General features: G+C 62.3%; 18 protein-coding genes. 10 read left to right on the top strand and 8 right to left on the bottom strand.

The features are described 5' to 3' along the window. Positions 1-48 precede the first annotated feature (48 nt). On the top strand, positions 49-831 hold the full coding sequence (locus tag AB4Y97_RS14280) for an alpha/beta hydrolase (protein ID WP_441999717.1): 783 nt from the start codon (positions 49-51) through the stop codon (positions 829-831). On the opposite strand, the gene AB4Y97_RS14275 is transcribed toward AB4Y97_RS14280, so the two are convergent. The 3 genes from AB4Y97_RS14275 to argH form a co-directional block, all read right to left on the bottom strand. Continuing rightward, positions 828-1,094, bottom strand: a complete 267-nt coding sequence (locus tag AB4Y97_RS14275; protein WP_441999716.1) for a DUF1150 family protein — start codon at positions 1,092-1,094, stop codon at positions 828-830. The two genes, AB4Y97_RS14280 and AB4Y97_RS14275, sit on opposite strands and share 4 nt — an antisense overlap. Positions 1,095-1,119: 25 nt before the next feature. Further along, on the bottom strand, positions 1,120-1,554 hold the full coding sequence (locus AB4Y97_RS14270; protein ID WP_441999715.1) for an Hsp20 family protein: 435 nt from the start codon (positions 1,552-1,554) through the stop codon (positions 1,120-1,122). Positions 1,555-1,738: 184 nt separating this feature from the next. Continuing rightward, positions 1,739-3,139: an argininosuccinate lyase gene (argH, locus tag AB4Y97_RS14265; protein ID WP_441999714.1), complete on the bottom strand. Its 1,401-nt coding sequence runs from the start codon at positions 3,137-3,139 to the stop codon at positions 1,739-1,741. A gap of 207 nt (positions 3,140-3,346) precedes the next feature. On the opposite strand from argH, the gene AB4Y97_RS14260 reads away from it, so the two are divergent. From AB4Y97_RS14260 to AB4Y97_RS14235, 6 genes are read left to right on the top strand one after another with little or no spacing between them, the layout of a single operon-like run. Then, on the top strand, positions 3,347-4,942 hold the full coding sequence (locus tag AB4Y97_RS14260; RefSeq protein ID WP_441999713.1) for an ABC transporter substrate-binding protein: 1,596 nt from the start codon (positions 3,347-3,349) through the stop codon (positions 4,940-4,942). A gap of 7 nt (positions 4,943-4,949) precedes the next feature. Then, on the top strand, positions 4,950-6,005 hold the full coding sequence (locus AB4Y97_RS14255) for an ABC transporter permease (protein WP_441999712.1): 1,056 nt from the start codon (positions 4,950-4,952) through the stop codon (positions 6,003-6,005). Then, positions 6,005-6,937 (top strand): ABC transporter permease, encoded by a 933-nt coding sequence (locus tag AB4Y97_RS14250; RefSeq protein WP_441999711.1) that lies wholly within the window; start codon positions 6,005-6,007, stop codon positions 6,935-6,937. Before AB4Y97_RS14255 ends, AB4Y97_RS14250 begins: the two co-directional genes overlap by 1 nt. Then, positions 6,934-7,770, top strand: coding sequence for an ABC transporter ATP-binding protein (locus tag AB4Y97_RS14245; RefSeq protein ID WP_441999710.1), 837 nt, complete (start codon positions 6,934-6,936; stop codon positions 7,768-7,770). The genes AB4Y97_RS14250 and AB4Y97_RS14245 overlap by 4 nt, the downstream gene beginning before the upstream one ends. Before the next feature lie 8 nt (positions 7,771-7,778). Next, entirely contained in the window at positions 7,779-8,558 is a 780-nt protein-coding gene (locus tag AB4Y97_RS14240) for an ABC transporter ATP-binding protein (protein ID WP_441999709.1), read from the top strand. A gap of 36 nt (positions 8,559-8,594) precedes the next feature. Next, positions 8,595-9,662 (top strand): dipeptidase, encoded by a 1,068-nt coding sequence (locus AB4Y97_RS14235; RefSeq protein WP_441999708.1) that lies wholly within the window; start codon positions 8,595-8,597, stop codon positions 9,660-9,662. Positions 9,663-9,751: 89 nt separating this feature from the next. Here the strand turns inward: AB4Y97_RS14235 and AB4Y97_RS14230 are convergent, their stop codons facing one another. Genes AB4Y97_RS14230 through AB4Y97_RS14215 form a run of 4 tightly spaced genes read right to left on the bottom strand, consistent with a single transcriptional unit; the run spans position 9,752 to position 13,682 of the window. After that, the gene (locus tag AB4Y97_RS14230) at positions 9,752-10,591 is read right to left on the bottom strand and encodes an ABC transporter permease (RefSeq protein ID WP_441999707.1); all 840 of its coding nucleotides are present in this window, start codon (positions 10,589-10,591) and stop codon (positions 9,752-9,754) included. A gap of 3 nt (positions 10,592-10,594) precedes the next feature. Continuing rightward, positions 10,595-11,458, bottom strand: coding sequence for an ABC transporter permease (locus AB4Y97_RS14225; protein WP_441999706.1), 864 nt, complete (start codon positions 11,456-11,458; stop codon positions 10,595-10,597). Next, positions 11,455-12,555 carry an ABC transporter ATP-binding protein gene (locus AB4Y97_RS14220; RefSeq protein ID WP_441999705.1) on the bottom strand — a complete coding sequence of 367 codons (1,101 nt, stop codon included), beginning with the start codon at positions 12,553-12,555 and terminating at the stop codon, positions 11,455-11,457. Before AB4Y97_RS14220 ends, AB4Y97_RS14225 begins: the two co-directional genes overlap by 4 nt. A 53-nt stretch (positions 12,556-12,608) precedes the next feature. Next, complete coding sequence (locus AB4Y97_RS14215; protein ID WP_441999704.1) at positions 12,609-13,682, bottom strand: extracellular solute-binding protein; 1,074 nt, start codon at positions 13,680-13,682, stop codon at positions 12,609-12,611. A 191-nt stretch (positions 13,683-13,873) separates the two neighbouring features. Between AB4Y97_RS14215 and pip the strand changes: the two genes are divergently transcribed. After that, on the top strand, positions 13,874-14,818 hold the full coding sequence (gene pip, locus AB4Y97_RS14210) for a prolyl aminopeptidase (RefSeq protein ID WP_441999703.1): 945 nt from the start codon (positions 13,874-13,876) through the stop codon (positions 14,816-14,818). Between the two features lie 25 nt (positions 14,819-14,843). Here the strand turns inward: pip and AB4Y97_RS14205 are convergent, their stop codons facing one another. Beyond that, complete coding sequence (locus tag AB4Y97_RS14205) at positions 14,844-15,629, bottom strand: 3-hydroxybutyrate dehydrogenase (protein WP_441999702.1); 786 nt, start codon at positions 15,627-15,629, stop codon at positions 14,844-14,846. A gap of 235 nt (positions 15,630-15,864) precedes the next feature. Here AB4Y97_RS14205 and pxpB point away from each other — a divergent pair, with 235 nt between their 5' ends. Then, positions 15,865-16,584, top strand: coding sequence for a 5-oxoprolinase subunit PxpB (gene pxpB, locus AB4Y97_RS14200; protein WP_441999701.1), 720 nt, complete (start codon positions 15,865-15,867; stop codon positions 16,582-16,584). Next, entirely contained in the window at positions 16,581-17,615 is a 1,035-nt protein-coding gene (locus tag AB4Y97_RS14195; RefSeq protein WP_441999700.1) for a biotin-dependent carboxyltransferase family protein, read from the top strand. Before pxpB ends, AB4Y97_RS14195 begins: the two co-directional genes overlap by 4 nt. The last annotated feature ends 272 nt before the right edge of the window (positions 17,616-17,887 follow it).

Here is a 17,887-nt window from a genome sequence, read left to right as displayed (position 1 = left end):
AGAATCGTTTCTTTACGTTGCTGTAAAGCAGTTGAGGATCAGTTAACCATGCCGCAACCCGTCGCCCTTGGTCAGGCCCCAGACGCGCGTCACATCGCCGTTCTCTCCCGCGAGGGCAAAGGTCCGCCGGTCATCTGGCTCGGAGGGTTCAAGTCCGACATGCGCTCCACCAAGGCGGAAGCGCTGGATGCCTGGGCCGAAAAGGCCGGACGCGCCTTTCTCAGGTTCGATTACAGCGGCCATGGCGAATCCGGTGGCGCCTTCGAGGATGGCACCATCTCGCAATGGCTGGACGACAGCCTTTCCGTGATCGAGAGCCACGTGACGAGCCGCCCCATTCTCGTCGGCTCGTCCATGGGAGGATGGATCGCGCTCCTCGTCGCGCGGCATCTTCTGCAGACGAGCCCCGACCGCGCCCCTCTCGGGCTCATCCTCATCGCGCCTGCCGTCGATTTCACGGAACGATTGATGTGGGACCGTTTTCCCGAGGACATCAAGCGCGCCATCGAGGAGAGCGGCGTCTATCACCGCCCCTCGACCTATTCCCCCGATCCCTACCCCATCACGAAGAGGCTGATCGAGGATGGCCGGCGCCACCTGCTCTTCGGCGCGCCGATCCAGACCGGCTGCCCGGTCCATATCCTGCAGGGGATGGAGGATCCGGACGTGCCGTGGAGCCACGCGCTTCAGCTTGTGGAGCACCTGCCGGGCGACAGCGCCTCCTTGACGTTGATCAAGGACGGCGACCATCGCCTGTCCCGGCCCGAAGACCTGGAGCGCCTGATCGGCGCGATCGAAGCGATCAGTCGAGGGAAGCAGGGTGAGCCTTAATGAAGGCTCACCGTCTCGAGATCATGCGCCCAGGCATTGGCTACCGCCGCATCGTGGGAATCGGTCAGCACGATCGGTTCGCCGCTGGCGGACAGAAGGGCGAAAAGCCGCAGACCGGGCTTGATCTCCGGCGCCTGCGGGAAAAGACGGGCGATGTCGTCGGACAACAGGGGCTTCACATAGGCCATCTGGCCCTCGCCGAGAGCGGCCAATTCAGCCTTGTTCAAGGGCCCGTCGTCATGAAACTTGGCATTGTTGTTCATCAGGACCTCTCCTTCGCGAATGCCGTCACACCTTGTCCGGGGCGGCGATGTCGATCTTGCGGATGATCCGTTCCGGCTCAGGCCGGGCCAGATCGATCGAAAGCAGGCCGTTGGACAGGTCAGCGCCCAGCACCTCCATGCCGTCGACAAGGAGAAAGGCGCGCTGGAACTGACGGGCGGCGATACCGCGATGCAGGAAGTGTCTTGCCTTATCTTCGACCTGCCGCCCCCGGATGACGAGCTGGTTCTCCTCCAAGGTCACCTCGAGCTGATCCCGGGTGAATCCGGCGACAGCCAGGGTGATTCGAAGGCGCTCGGGATCCTGCGCGGTCCGCGCCAGACGCTCGATATTATAGGGAGGGTATCCATCCCCCGCGGCCTTTGCGACCCGATCGAGCGCCTGCTCGATCTCATCGAAGCCTAACAGGAACGGATGCCCGAAGGGCGACTGACGCGACATATTCGAAGCCCAAGGTTAGAGGCACTTCGGTTGGTTTGAGCCCGCTCATGCGGCACTCAGGCACCCGTTGCCGGGCGCTGACAGGAATATGGAGGTTGACTCCGCTCCTATCAAGACCTTGGCTTGTGGGCGCAAACCGACAAGCTAAGGCATTGATAAAATTCACTTCAAAAGTTAATCTGCCTCAAACTCGGCCCCGCCACCAAGCAACCTGCTCGGCCACATTGGCGGGCGACGTGCCGCCGAAGCTCGTCCGCGAGCGGACCGAGTTCTCGACGCTGAGGACGCCATAGATCCCCTGATGGATGCGCGGCTCGACCGCCTGCATAATATCGAGAGAGAGTTCCTCCAGCGTACAGCCACGTTTCTCGGCCTCGGAGACGATGCGCCCCGTGATGTGATGCGCATCCCGGAAGGGAATGTTGAGGCTGCGCACAAGCCAGTCGGCGAGATCCGTCGCCGTGGAGTAGCCGGCCCCGGCGACGGCCGCCATGCGCTCCGGCACGGGCTCAAGGTCCTGGATCATGCCGGTCATGGCCGCGAGCACGATCTCGATCGTATCGGCGGTGTCGAAGAGCTGCTCCTTATCCTCCTGCATATCCTTGGAATAGGTGAGCGGCAGCCCCTTCATCATGGTGAGCACGGCCACCAGGGAGCCGATGACCCGCCCGGTCTTGCCGCGCACGAGCTCCGCCGCGTCGGGATTACGCTTCTGCGGCATCATGCTGGAGCCGGTGGTCCAGCGGTCGGGCAGGCGCACGAAGCCGAAGGGCGCCGACATCCAGATGATGATCTCTTCCGCCAGACGGGACAGGTGCATGGCGCAGATCGCGGCGGCGGACATGAACTCGATGAGGCTGTCCCGGTCCGATACGGAATCGAGGGAGTTGCGGGTCGGCCCGTCGAAGCCGAGCGCCTTGGCCGTCATATGCCTGTCGATGGGAAAGGACGTTCCCGCGAGAGCGCCCGCGCCAAGCGGACTTTCATTCAGGCGCTTGCGGGAGTCGCGGATCCGGCTGCGGTCGCGACCGAACATCTCCACATAGGCCATCAGGTGATGACCGAACGTCACAGGCTGGGCGCTCTGCAGATGGGTGAAACCGGGCATGACCGTGGCGGCATGAGGCTCGGCCTTGTCGAGAAGAGCCTTGATGAGCCTGGTCAGCTGCTCGTCCGTCCGGTCGTGCGCATCCCGCACCCATAGCCGGATGTCGAGGGCGACCTGATCGTTGCGGCTGCGGGCCGTGTGAACGCGTGCTGCGGGATCGCCCACGATCTCGCGGAGCCTGCTCTCCACATTCATGTGAATATCTTCAAGCGCCGTGGAGAAACTGAACGTACCTGCCTCGATCTCGCCCAGAACTCTTTGCAGGCCTTGGTGGATCGCATCCCGGTCGCCCTCGGAAATGATCCCCTGCTTCGCCAGCATGTTGCTGTGGGCGAGAGATCCCTGGATGTCCTGCGACGCCAGACGTCGGTCGAAGCCGATGGAGGCATTGATGGCTTCCATGAGCGCGCTGGGCGAGGACGAGAACCGACCGCCCCACATGGTATTGGCACCGGGTTTCTTGGCTTCTTCCGACACTTTGTTTCATCCAGATTTCAAGGCCCACAGCCTTTGCCACAGGTTAACCCTCAAGGCCAAGCCGCATTGACAGGCCGCCCGACGATTAAGCATGGTGCGTAGCGTTTACCAGTTCGAAACCAGTTGATAGACTCGACAGAGCCTGTCCGATCTGCCTTTCATAACTGCGTACAACAGGCGCGCGTAGCGCCGTAAGGGAATTGGCCAATGAAACGACTACCTAAATTCATCATGTCGACAGCCATGGCTGCCGCGATGGCAACCTCGTTCTCCGCCGTCCAGGCGGCCACGCCGCCGGACACGCTGGTCGAGGCTTGGCAAATGGACGACATCATCTCGCTCGATCCCGCTGAGATCTTCGAGATGAGCGCCTCCGAGATCAACGGCAACACCTATGAGCGCCTGATCACCTACGACATCAAGGACGTCTCGAAGATCTCCGGTCAGGTCGCCGAGTCCTGGACGGTCTCGCCGGACGGCAAGACCTATACCTTCAAGATCAAGCCGAACCGCAAGTTCGCCTCCGGCAACCCGCTCACCGCCGAGGACGTGGTCTACTCGCTGCAGCGCGCCGTCATCCTCGACAAGTCGCCGGCTTTCATCCTGGGCCAGTTCGGCCTCGACAAGAACAACGTCAAGGACAAGATCAAGCAGACCGGCCCGCTCGAAATGACGTTCGAGGTCGACAAGGGTTACGCTCCGACCCTGGTCCTGTACTGCCTCGGCAACTCGGTCGCCTCCATCGTCGACAAGAAGCTGCTGACGCAGAACGAGAAGGACGGCGATTTCGGTTATAACTGGCTGAAGACGCATTATGCCGGTTCGGGCCCGTATATCATGCGCGACTGGAAGGCAAACGAGGTTCTCGTTCTCGAGCGCAACCCGAACTACGAGAAGAAGACCCCGCTTGCCCGCGTGATCTATCGCCACATCAAGGAAACCGCGAACCAGCGCCTTCTGCTCGAAAAAGGCGACATCGACGTGGCGCGCAGCTTGAATCCGGAAGAGATCACCGCCGTCTCGAAGAACGCGGACGTCCAGATCCAGAGCGCTCCGAAGGGCACGGTCTACTATCTCGGCCTGAACCAGAAGAACCCGAACCTGTCGAAGCCCGAAGTTCGCCAGGCACTCAAGTACCTCGTGGATTATTCGGCGATCGCCGACACGATCATGAAGTATAAGGGCGACGTTCATCAGAACTTCCTGCCCAAGGGCTTCCTCGGCGCCGAGACCAACAACCCCTACAAGCTCGACGTTGCTAAGGCGAAGGAACTCCTCGCCAAGGCCGGCCTGAAGGACGGCTTCTCGGTCACCATGGACACCCGCTCCACGCCTGAGATTATGGGCGTCGCCCAGGCCATGCAGAGCACCTTCGCGCAGGCCGGCGTGAAGCTCGAAATCCTGCCGATGGACTCCAAGCAGGCCCTGACCAAGTACCGCGCTCGCCAGCACGATATCTATATCGGCAACTGGGGCTCGGACTATCAGGACCCGAACTCCAATGCGGATACCTTCGCTGCGAACGACGACAACTCGGACGGCGCCAAGGCGAAGCCGCTCGCATGGCGCAATGCCTGGGATCCGGGCCCGCTGACCGCCAAGACCCGCGCCGCCGTGATGGAGCGTGACGGCGAGAAGCGCGCGCAGATGTACAAGGAGCTGCAGAAGTCAGTTCTCGACGATGGTCCGTTCGTGATCTTCCTGCAGCAGACGGAAGTAGCGGCCGTGCGCAAGAACGTGGACAACTTCATCCTCGGCCCGTCCTTCAGCGACAACGACATCTCGCAGGCGAAGAAGAACTAAACCTGCAATGGCATCATCGATCGCAAAAGGAAGCGGAGGGCACGATGCCCTCCGCTTCTACCTTACGAAGACCGCTCAATTCATTCTCGTGCTGGCGACGACCCTTCTTGGGCTGGTTGCCGTCACCTTCTTCATCGGCCGCGTGGTGCCCATCGATCCGGTGCTCGCCATTGTCGGCGACAGGGCTCCGCCGCAGGTTTATGCCCGCGTGCGCCAGGAACTCGGCCTCGACCTGCCGCTCATCGAGCAGTTCTGGATCTACTTGAAGAAAGCCGTCGTCGGCGATTTCGGCAATTCGGTCCTCACCACGAACCCGGTGATGACGGATATCAGGAACGCCTTTCCGGCCACCTTCGAGCTCGCGACATTGGGCACACTGATCGGCACGCTCGTCGGCATTCCGCTCGGCGTTCTCGCCGCCGTGAAGCGCGGCAGCCTGCTCGACCAGTTCGTCCGTTTCATCGGCCTTGCCGGCTACTCCATTCCGATCTTCTGGCTCGGCCTCATGAGCCTGCTGCTGTTCTATGCCAAGCTCGGCTGGGTTCCGGGTCCGGGACGCATCGATGTGGCCTATTCCTATCTCTATACTCCGGTCACGAACATCGTGCTGCTCGACACGGCAATGCAGGGCCAGTGGGATGCGTTCTGGGATGCGGTCTCACACATCATCCTCCCCGCGTGCCTGCTCGGCTATTTTTCGCTCGCCTATATCAGCCGCATGACACGCTCCTTCATGCTCAATGAATTGGCGCAGGAATACGTGATCGCGGCGCGAGTGAAGGGATTGTCCGAGTTTCGCGTCATCTGGTGCCACGCCCTTCGCAACGCCGCTGTGCCGCTGGTGACCGTGATCGCCTTGTCCTATGCGAACCTGCTCGAAGGCTCCGTGCTCACCGAGACCGTGTTCGCGTGGCCGGGCCTCGGCCAATACATCACAAATTCGCTGCAGAATGCAGACATGAACGCGGTGCTGGGCGGAACGCTGGTGATCGGCACCGTCTTTGTGCTGCTCAATCTCGTGTCCGATCTGCTCTATCGTCTGCTCGATCCGAGGACCCGCTGATGGCCGGCTCCCCTGCTCTCTCCCAACCCACCAGCCTGCGGGCATGGCTTCTCTCGTCCGAACCCGGCTCCCGCTCACAGGCGCGGCTCGGCCGCGCCTATCTCGGCTGGCGCTCGTTCACGAAGAATCCGCTAGCCGTTTTCGGCCTTTGTATCGTGCTGCTCCTGATCCTCGTGGCCCTGTTCGCCGATTTTCTCGCGCCTTATTCGCCGATCGCCGGCGGCGACCTGCGCACGCAGCGTCTCCTGCCGCCGAGCGAGACGTTCTGGCTCGGCACGGACGACCAGGCACGCGACATCTTCTCACGCATCATCTACGGCTCGCGGGTCACCCTCTTCGTGGTCCTGCTGGTGTCGATCATCGCAACGCCCATCGGACTTATGGTCGGCACCATCGCCGGCTATCTCGGCGGCTGGGTCGATACGGTGCTGATGCGCATTACCGACATCTTTCTCGCCTTCCCGCGTCTGGTTCTGGCGCTTGCCTTCGTGGCGGCGCTCGGGCCCGGCATCGAGAATGCCGTCATCGCCATCGCGATAACCTCATGGCCGCCTTATGCGCGCATCGCGCGGGCCGAGACGCTGATGATCCGCAACAGCGATTTCATCGCCGCTGTGAAGCTGCAAGGCGCTTCGACGCCGCGCATCATCATAGGACATGTGGTGCCGTTGTGCATTTCATCGCTCATCGTGCGCGTTACCCTCGATATGGCGGGCATCATTCTCACCGCCGCCGGCCTCGGCTTCCTCGGTCTCGGCGCGCAGCCGCCCATGCCCGAATGGGGCGCGATGGTCGCGACGGGACGGAACTATCTCATCGACCAATGGTGGGTCGCCGCCATGCCGGGATTGGCCATCTTCGTGGTGAGCCTTGGCTTCAACCTACTCGGCGACGGCTTGCGCGACGTGCTCGATCCGAAGGCTGCGAAATGACGAAGCCGCTTCTCGAAGTAGAAGACCTGCGTGTCCGCTTTCATCTGCGCACCGGCACCGTGGAAGCGGTGCGGGGCGTATCCTTCCAGCTCGGCCGCGAGCGGCTTGGCATCGTCGGCGAATCCGGCTCCGGAAAATCGCAGACGGGCCGCGCCATTCTCGGCCTGACGCCGCCGCCGGGCGAGGTCACGGCCAAGCGCCTGACCTTCGACGGGATCGACCTCCTCACCGCCTCGAAGCGGACGCTGCGCACCTTGCGCGGCGGACGCATCTCCATGGTGATGCAGGATCCGAAATATTCACTGAACCCGGTCATGACCATCGGCGAGCAGATCATCGAAGCCTATCAGGCCCATGCCAAGGCCGGCCGCGCTGAGGCTCGCGATAAGGCTCTCGCAATGCTGGAGGCGGTGAAGATGCGCGATCCGGCCCGCGTCTTCGCGCTCTATCCGCACGAGGTCTCGGGCGGCATGGGGCAGCGCGCCATGATTGCCATGATGCTGGTCACCGACCCGGATCTCCTCATCGCCGACGAGCCCACATCCGCCCTCGACGTGACGGTTTCGATGGAGGTTCTGCGCATCCTCGACGAGCTCGTCTCCGAGCGCGGCATGAGCCTCATCTTCATCTCGCATGACCTGAAGCTGGTCTCGTCGTTCTGCGATCGGGTTCTCGTGATGTATGCGGGCCGTATCGTCGAGGAATTGGAAGCAAAGCATCTGCGGGAAGCGAAACACCCTTATACGCAGGGGCTCATGCGCTGCCTGCCGACGCTGACGGACGACGTTCGTCCGCTCCCCACCCTCAACCGCGATCCTGCCTGGGCGCAGTGACAGATCCAATGCTCGATATTCAGAATCTTCAAGTCGTCTATGGAATGGGCCGCCTCCGCGTCGACGCGGTCAAGAACGTCAGTTTCCACGTGGAGACGGGCGCGTCCTACGGACTTGTCGGCGAGTCAGGCTCCGGCAAGTCGACCGTCCTGCGGGCCATCTGCGGCCTCGCCCCCATCTCCGGCGGGCATGTGCGCGTCGATGGGAAAGAGGTGAAGAATCCGCGCGACAAGGCGTTCTACCGCACGGTGCAGATGGTGTTCCAGGACCCCTATGCGTCGCTCCACCCGCGCCACACAGTCGACCGCACGCTGTCCGAGCCTCTCGCCATCCACGGCGAGAAGGATGCCGAGGCGCGCATCCTGCAGGCTCTGCGCGAGGTGGGCCTGGGCCCCTCCTTCCGCTTCCGCTACCCGCACCAGCTCTCGGGCGGGCAGCGCCAGCGCATCGCCATCGCCCGGGCGCTGATCCTGCGCCCGAAAGTTCTGCTCCTCGACGAGCCGACCTCCGCCCTCGATGCTTCGGTGCAGGCCGAAATCCTGAACCTGCTCGACGAGCTTCGCCGCAAACTGGGTCTGACCTACATTCTGGTCAGTCACGATCTCGCCGTCGTCGCGCATCTGTGCGACCGGCTTCTGGTGATGCGTCACGGCGAAGCCGTCGAAGAAACCAGTGCCGCGGCCCTGCGTTCGGGTCAGGCCTCGAACAGCTATACGCAATCTCTGATTCAGGCGAGCCAAGGCTTCTCGAGGGATCCTGTGGATCCTGTCACTGCCCTATCCGCCTGAACCGCTTCATCCGTTTTCCAAACTGTGCGTGAACCCATGTCCCGTTCCTCCCTGATGCCTATCTTCGATGGTCACAATGACGTTCTTCTTCGCCTGATGCGCGGCAAGTTGGAGCCGGAGCGCGCCTTTCTCGATGGCGACAATATCGGTCACCTCGACTGGCCCCGGATGAAGGAAGGCGGCTTCGCGGGTGGCTTCTTCGCGGTCTATGTTCCGTCCGAAGGCGGCTCTCTCGACATCGACGATCTGATGACGAAGCCGCAATACGACATTCCCCTCCCCGAACCGCTCACTCTTGCACCGAGCCAGCAGGTGACCGTCCATATGGCGGCCCTGCTCCTGCGCATCGAGCGGGCCTCGAAAGGTGAAGTGAAGGTTTGCCGCACAGCGGCCGATATCCGTGAATGCCTGAAGACCGGGTCGCTTGCGGCGATCCTGCACATCGAGGGCGCGGAAGGGATCGATCCGGACCTCTACATGCTCGACGTGCTCTATGGCAGCGGCCTGCGCTCGATCGGACCGGTCTGGAGCCGCTCCAACATCTTCGGCCACGGCGTGCCGTTCCGCTATCCCTCCAGTCCCGATACGGGCCCCGGCCTGACCGAGCGCGGGCGCGAGCTGATCAAGGCGTGCAACCGCCTCAAGATCATGATCGACCTCTCGCATCTGAACGAAAAAGGCTTCTGGGATGTGGCAAAGATGAGCGATGCGCCGCTCGTCGCGACGCATTCCAATGTCCACGCCATCAGCCCTCATTCGCGCAACCTCACCGACAAGCAGCTCGCCGCGATCCGTGAGAGCGGCGGCATGGTCGGCGTGAACTTCGCCACCTCCTTCATCCGCCCGGACGGTCAGCGCAGCGAGGACACGTCTCTGGACGAGATGATCCGTCACATGGACCATCTGATCGAGCATGTGGGGGTCGATGGCGTCGGCTTCGGCTCGGACTTCGATGGCGCGACGATCCCCGCCGAGATCGGCGATGCCCGCGGCCTGCCGCGACTGGTCGAGGCCATGCGCAAGCACGGCTATGATGAAGTGACGCTGCGCAAGCTCTGCTACGAGAACTGGGTCAACGTCCTGGAGCGGACCTGGGGGAAATAAGAAACAAGCCCGTCCCGGTTCATAAACCGGAACGGGCTTCAATTTCTTGTCATGCCGCAGCTAGAGATGGCGGCTGGCGATCCCTCGCCTTATCTTTCAGCCTTCGCTGTCAGGGCGAACAGGCTCGCAATGCCTCCGACGGCCAGCATCAGCATAAGGCTGACCGCGTTGATGGCCGGAGTCGCGCCTTCGCGCATCTGCCCATACATGGTGATCGGCAGCGGCGGATCGGAGCCGACGAGCATCAGGGTCGTGTTGAAATTCTCGAACGACATCAGAAGCGCGACGAGGCCCGCGCCGATAAGCGCGGGGCGCAGGAACGGCAAAGTGACTGTCCTCAGCACGCGCGCACGGCTGGCGCCGAGATCGAGGGCAGCTTCTTCAAGCGCACGATCGAATTTGCGCAGGCGGGCCGCGATGATGAGCGTCGCAATGGTGAGAATGAAGGAGAGTTGTCCGAGAATGACGAGCGGCAGCCCTGGCCGAAGCGGATCGAGATCCGTCTGAAACACGTCTTCGAGCCCATTCGCCACGCGGGAGAAGAAGGCCAGGATCGAAATGCCAAGGATGACCCCCGGAATGACGAGGGGCCAGAGCATCATCATGGCGAACAGTGTCTTGCCGCGAAACTCTGCTCGTTCCAGAACCCAGGCATTCACCGTGCCGATGAGCACGGCGAGGAGTGCCACCGGCAACGCTACTTTCAGGCTGTTGCCGATGCTAGTGAGCCAGATCGGATCCATCAGCACGCCCGGCTTTCCGAAGACCGCACCGTTGCCGGTAAACCATTCGAGCGTAAAACCCTTCCATGGCGGCGATGGGAACGGGCTGGCATTGAAGGCGAAAATCGCCACGACCAGAAGCGGCGCGAACAGGAAGATGTAGAACGCCGCGATGTAGAGTTTCCAGACGATCGAGGGACGGTTCATGGCTCAAGCCTGCCGCAATGTCGTGCCGAGGCTCTGCCCGCTGAGACGCAGGCCCGCCCAGACGATGGCCGAGGAAAGCACGAGGAGGAGCATGCCGAAGGCGGCGCCTTGAGGCCAGTTGAAGCGCGTGATGAACTGGGCATAGATCTGCTCGGTGAACCACAGCCCGTTCTTGCCGCCGAGCAGCACCGGCGTCGCGAAATTGCCGACTGTGAGCATGAAGACGATGATAGAACCGGCGACGATGCCCGGCATCGCATGGGGGATGACGATGCGGCGAAGGACGGTCCAGCGGCTCCCACCGAGATCGTAACCCGCCTCGACGACGGACTGATCCAGGCTCTCCAGCGCATTGGCGAGCGGCACGATCATGAACAGAAGCCCGCCATAGACCAAACCGAGGATCACGGCGCCGTCATTGTAGAGCATTTCGACCGGCTGGCCTGCGAGGCCCGTCATCTGGAGCAGGTAGGAGATGAGGCCGGTCTCCCGCAACAGCATCATCCAGCCCAAGGTCCGCACGAGTTCGGACACCCAGAACGGCAGAAGACACAACAACAAAAGCATCGCCTTCAGGCGCCCTTGCGCCACGCGGGCGATGTAGAGCGCAATGGGAAAGGCAAGCACGAGGGTCAGCGCCGTCACGAGAATCGACATCACCGCCGTGCGGGCGAAAGTCCGCCAATAGAGCGGCTCGGTGAAGAACTCGAGATAATTCCCGAAGCCGAAGGCATAGACACGCGGGCCCACCCTCTCGCTGAAAGAGAGAATGAGGATCTCCACATGCGGCAGGACGATGAGAAGGCCAAGCCACAGGATCGCCGGGGCCAGCAGCAGAAACAGAGTGAGATTCCGTGCCGATTTCATGCGGCGAAAACCTTCATCGCATCCGCCGTCCAGCCCACATGGATCGGTGCCCCGACCTCGATCCCCGCAAGCGGTCCGGCCTGTGGCAGCACGGCGCGGACCGGCTGATCGAAGCCTGACGTTTCGACGAGCAGGCTCGAATTCGCCCCATCGAACAGAACTGCGGACACGCGGCCCTCGAAGCGGTTCGGCAGCGCCCCCAAGCTCTCGGCACTTTGCGCCAGGGCGATCGCTTCCGGTCTGACGAAGCCGAGAGCGGATTTCGGAGACGTCGCCCCCGTTCCTTGAACGACGGTACCGGACGCAAGACGGATACTTGCTGCATCACTCCCGCTCGATACCCCCTCGCCTGCCCAGCGATTGGTCTCGCCGACAAAGCTCGCGACAAAGGGTGTCATGGGGTTGTGATAAAGTTCGCGTGGGCTTCCCACTTGTTCGAAGCGGCCTTGATTCATTACGGCGATCCGATCCGACATGACGAGCGCTTCGGATTGATCGTGCGTGATATAAGCGAAAGTGGTGTTGAAGGTGCCCTGGAGCTGTTTCAGTTCGATCTTCATATGCTCGCGCAGCTTGAGATCGAGCGCGCCCAGCGGCTCGTCGAGAAGGACAAGGGTCGGCTCGAGCACGAGACAGCGGGCAATGGCCACGCGCTGGCGCTGGCCTCCGGACAAAGCCGTAACGCGGCGCTCCCCGAAACCTTTGAGACCGACGCGCTCCAGCATGCGCGCGGCACGCTCGTCGGCCTCCGCGCGACCGACGCCGCGGCAGGTCAGGCCATAGGCGACATTCTCGCCCACGCTCATCATGGGAAAGAGCGCGAGGCTCTGGAACACCATGTTGACCGGGCGGCGATTGGCCGGAACGCCGATCATGGACTTGTCACGAATACGGATGTCGCCGGAGGTCGGGTTCTCGAACCCCGCGATCATGCGCATCAAGGTGGTCTTGCCGCAGCCAGAGGGTCCGAGAATCGAGAAGAACTCGCCGCGGGCGACACTGAAAGTCACATCGTTGACGGCCGCATGCGCGCCGAACTGCTTGGTGACGTTGACGAGGTCGAGATCGGTGGATTGTGACATGGATGGTGCAAACATAAAGAGTCATCCCCCGGACGAGGCCGGGGGATGACGATCAGCCAAGGGTGAGATTACGAACCGGCCTTCAGGCGGTCGAGCACCTTGCCCTCGATCTCCTCGATGCCGGCAGGCACCGCCGGATACCACTTGATGTTGTCGATTGCGGCCTTCGGGAAGCTCTCGGCGAACTGATCCTTCAGCTTGCCCTGCATCAGCTTGTCGGCACCGTTCGAGGCCGTGAAGTTGCCGGCGGACGCGGCGACCTTGGCGGCGATCTCAGGGCGCATGTTGAAGTTGATCCACTTGTAGGCGGCGTCGTCATTGCGGCCCTTGGAGGGAATCGCGAACGTATCGACCCAGCCCAGCGCGCCCGATTTCGGCGCGATGAACTTGATGTCCGGGTTCTCGGAATTCAGCTTCCAGCCACCCGTATCCCAGGCCATGGCGGCAACGACTTCACCGGAACGAAGGGCGTTCAGGAGCTGGTCCTTGCCATCCCAGAAGAACTTCACGTTCTTCTTGCACTCGGCGAGCTTGGCGCCGACCTTCTCCATCAGCGCGGCATATTCCTTCTGGTCCTTGTAGGCTGCGAAGGGATCCATGCCGTTGGCGAAAGCGAAGGCGATGAGCGTCGGGCGCTTGGCACGGAAGCTCGACTTGCCGGCGACAGCCTGGCTGCACAGATCAGGATAATCGGCAACGGCAGGAGCGGCTTTGGTGTTCACGACGAGGCCGTCCGTGCCCCAGATATGCGGGACGCCATAGACCTTGCCGTCAACCGTCGTGTTCTTCTTGGTCGCCTCGAGCATCGAGGCGATGAAGAGATCCGACTTCAGCTTCGACATGTCCAGCGGCTTGTAGATGCCGAATTCCTGCTGCGGGCCGGCGATGCGGTCCTGGCTCGGCTGGACGAGATCGAAGCCGGAACCTTGCGTGGCGCGCAGCTTCGAGATCATCTCTTCGTTGTTCGAGAGCGTAATCTCGACCTCGATGCCCGTCTCTTTCGTGAATTGCTGCACGACATCTGCCGGAGCGTAATCAGCCCAGGTCAGAAGCCGTAGCTTCTCTGCGGCCTGCGCCGCACCTGCGACCATGAGAGCGGCGAAAGCCGTAGCCAGCTTCAGGCTGGCGCGCTTGGTCAACATGTCATCCTCCAATGTGGTCCGGGTTCAACCCGTGTTCCCAAGTTGCAAAATTATATGACACTCGGACGACGCGCTAGTGTTTTAAACAAGTTATACCGCCATCCCTGAGCCGGCTCAATTTAACGTTGGGGTAGGCTGACAGCGCCTTTGCGCCCGGCTATGAAAAGCACTCATTCCTGGAGCCTAAAGTCATGCGCACCCTTTATCCCGAGATAGAACCCTACGACCATGGCTGGCTCGATGTCGACGGGGGGCATCGGGTGTATTGGGAGCTTTGCGGCAATCCGAAGGGCAAGCCCGTCGTGTTTCTCCATGGGGGCCCTGGTGGAGGGTGCTCGCCGTCCCAGCGCAGGCTTTTCGATCCGGCAAAGTATCAGATCCTGTTGTTCGACCAGCGCGGTTGCGGGCGTTCGACGCCCTATGCCAGCCTCGAGGCCAATACGACCTGGCATCTGGTCGCCGATATCGAGCGCCTCCGGACGATGATCGGCGCCGAGAAGTGGATGGTCTTCGGAGGATCCTGGGGTAGCACGCTGGCGCTGGCCTATGCGGAGACGCATCCCGAGCGCGTCAGCGAACTCGTGCTCCGGGGGATCTTTACGCTACGTCGCTCAGAGCTCCTTTGGTACTATCAGGAAGGAGCTTCCTGGATGTTCCCGGACAAGTGGGAGCGCTTCCTCGCCCCGATCCCGGTCGAGGAGCGTGGCGACCTGATGGCGGCCTATCGCAAGCGCCTCATCCATCCCGACCCCACCGTCCAGATGGCAGCCGCCAGTGCCTGGAGCCTGTGGGAAGGCGAAACGATCACCCTTCTGCCGAACCAGGATTACTCCGACCAGTTCGGCGACGACCATTATGCCCTCGCCTTCGCACGGATCGAGAACCACTATTTCGTGAATGAGGGGTTCTTCGAGGAAGGACAGCTCATCCGCGATGCCCATCGCCTGAAAAACATTCCGGGCGTCATCGTCCAGGGCCGCTACGATATCGCCACGCCCCCGGCCACGGCCTGGGAACTGCACAAGGCTTGGCCCGAGGCGCGCTTCATCATGGTGCCCAATGCCGGCCATGCCTTCACCGAGCCGGGCATCACCCACCATCTCATCGAGACGACGGATGCTTTCGCGAGGGCTTGAGCCTTCGCGAAAGAAGAAACAGCGGTCACTCGGCCGTCCAGCCGCCATCCATCGAGAGGTTGGCGCCGGTGATCTGGCTCGCCGCATCCGAGCACAGGAAGACGGCAAGCGCCGCCACCTGATCGGGCGTCACGAACTGTTTGGTCGGCTGCGCCTCGAGCAGGACGTCATTGATAACCTGCTCCTTGGTCAGTCCCCGCGCCTTCATGGTGTCGGGGATCTGCTTCTCGACCAGGGGTGTCCAGACATAGCCCGGGCTGATGCAGTTGACCGTAACGCCATGGGTCGCCGTCTCCAGCGCCACCGTCTTGGTCAGGCCTGCAATGCCGTGCTTGGCAGCCACATAGGCCGACTTGAAGGGTGACGCGACGAGGGAATGGGCCGATGCCGTGTTGATGATGCGCCCCCATTTGCGGGCCTTCATGCCCGGAACGGCGGCACGGATGGCGTGGAAGGCGGAGGACAGGTTGATGGCGATGATCTGGTTCCATTTCTCGACGGGAAAATCCTCGATCGGCGAAACGAATTGAATGCCCGCATTGTTCACGAGGATGTCGACGCTCCCGAAGGTCTCTTCCGCGAGGCGGATCATCCCCGCGATGTCTTCCGGCTTCGTCATGTCCGCAGGCGAATAGATGGCCTTGACGCCGAACTCGCTCTCGATGCCTGCGCGCTCCCTCTCGATCTCCTCCGCCGGTCCGAACCCATTGAGGACGATGGAAGCTCCTTCCTTGGCAAGAGCCCGGGCAATGGCGAGGCCGATGCCGCTGGTCGATCCCGTAACGACGGCGGTCTTGGATTTCAGGGTCATGGAATGCTCCGCATATGAAGTTCGGCATCAAGTAAGGTCGGATCACTATGAAGCAACCGGCAGATGGGTGTCCATCGGGCCAACTTGCGGGGCCCAACTTGCCCAACGATGAGCTTCGCCACTCTCCCGACATGCTTCCCGCGCATGCTATCGATTCGCAGAACACCGTTGAATGACGGGCCCTGATGTGAGATGGGGGCAGCTTATAACTTCGGCATGTTTCAGCGGGTTTGTCGTGCAGGCACCGAAAATTCTGCCTTGTGGCGATAGCGCCTTGTCCGTGGAGTTCGGAGACAGCATCGATCCGGACCTGAACGGCAAGGTTCTTGCGCTCGACGAAATCCTGCGGGCCAAGGCGCCGGCGGGCGTGCTGGAAACCGTGCCGACCTACCGCTCGCTTCTGGTGCATTTCGACCCGACCCTGGTCGATTACGAGTCCCTGACCAAGCTTCTGGCTTCCGAGACCGAGGCGTTGGCGCCGCGCAATACGGTCGGCCAGCGATGGAAGATACCGGTCGTCTATGGCGACGCTTTCGGGGCAGATCTGGACGAAGTGGCGCAGCGTCATGGGCTGGAGCCGAAGCAGGTCATCGATCTTCACGCGGGCGCCGTCTATCGCATCTACATGATCGGCTTCATGCCCGGCTTCGCCTATCTCGGCGGCCTCGATCCACGGCTTGCAACGCCGCGCCGGACGCAGCCGCGGGCCAAGATTCCCAGCGGCTCGATCATCATCGGCGGCGTTCAGGCCGCCGTCGCATCCATCGAATGCCCGAGCGGCTGGCATCTTCTGGGCCGCACCCCGGTGCGCAGCTACGCTCCGGAGCGCGACCCCGCCTTTCTGCTGGCGGCAGGCGACGAGGTCGTGTTCGAACCCGTCGATTCCCCCCGCTGGGAGGCCCTCGAACGCGCCGCCCTGGCCGGAGAACCTCTGGCCGAACGGGTGAAGTCATGACCGGACTCGTGGTGAAGACCTGTGGCCCGATGACGACCCTTCAGGATCGCGGGCGCTTCGGCTATCAGCGCTTCGGGGTCTCTCCCTCCGGTGCGATGGATCTGCGTGCCCTCGCCGTCGCGAACGTCCTCGTCGGCAATCCGCCGGGAACGGCAGCCATCGAGTTCATGCATCTCGGCGGGGCTTTCACCAACGAGGGCGGCGATATCCGCCTGGCCCTGGCGGGTGCGGGCTGCACCTTGAGCATTGACGGCAAACCGGTCGCTCCTCAGACCGCCGCCCTCCTGAAGGAGGGCCAGACGGCCGAGATCGGCCATGCCAAAACCGGCTCCTTCGCCTATCTCGCCGTCGCGGGCGGTTTCGAGATCGCGCCTCAGCTCGGCAGCCTGTCCTTCCATCTCAGATCCCGCCTCGGCGGCCTGAGCGGCAGGCCTCTTCAGGCAGGCGATCGCCTGCCCTGCAAGCCGGAGGCGCAGGAAGGTCCCCTGATGCGTCTCTCACGCGACCTGCCGGGAGGCGACGAGCCGATCCGGGTGATGCTCGGCCCACAGGACGATTACTTCACCCCGGAAGCCATCCGCACATTCCTGGAGAGCGATTTCACCATCAGCTCCCAGGCCGACCGCATGGGCTTCCAGCTCACGGGGCCCGTTCTCGAACATGCCAAGGGTTTCAACATCGTCTCGGACGGCATCGTGGATGGCCATATCCAGGTGCCGGGCAGCGGCCAGCCCATCGTGCTGATGCGCGACCGGCAGACCGCAGGCGGTTACCCGAAGATCGCCACTGTGATCAGCGCCGATCTCGACCGGTTCGCGCAGTTGCGCCCGGGCTCGCTCGTACGCTTCAAGGCCGTAGGCCGGTCCGATGCGGTGGCGGCGGCGCAGGACATGAAGGACTGGATCGCCTCCCTCCCTCAAGCGCTCGAACCCATCCGTTTCAGCCTGACGACCGAGCATCTTCTGAGTACGAACTTGATCGGGGGCGCCGTGAACGCGTTGGCCCCGAAGATTTCCGAGTCGATTTCCTAGAGTATCGGACCCAAAAGTGGATTCCACTTCTGGGATCAATCCGATGCTCTCTCGTTGGATGAGCGCATCGTTCTTTGCGGAAAACCGAGTCCACTTTTCCGCACGATGCTCTAGAGCATCGGGCGGTTAAACGGACGCATATCCGGCAGCCCTGAGGAAGTTCCAACACTCGTGCGACTCAAACAAATCGCAGATGTCGCCGAGGGCGCGCCAGAGCGCGTCGAACGTTCGGGCCTCGGCCTTGCGCAGGCGCGCTTTGATCTTGGCAAAGG

The sequence above is a fragment of the Microvirga sp. 2TAF3 genome (genome assembly GCF_052114965.1).
GTDB lineage: Bacteria > Pseudomonadota > Alphaproteobacteria > Rhizobiales > Beijerinckiaceae > Microvirga.
This window is presented reverse-complemented; position numbering and strand designations above follow the sequence as displayed.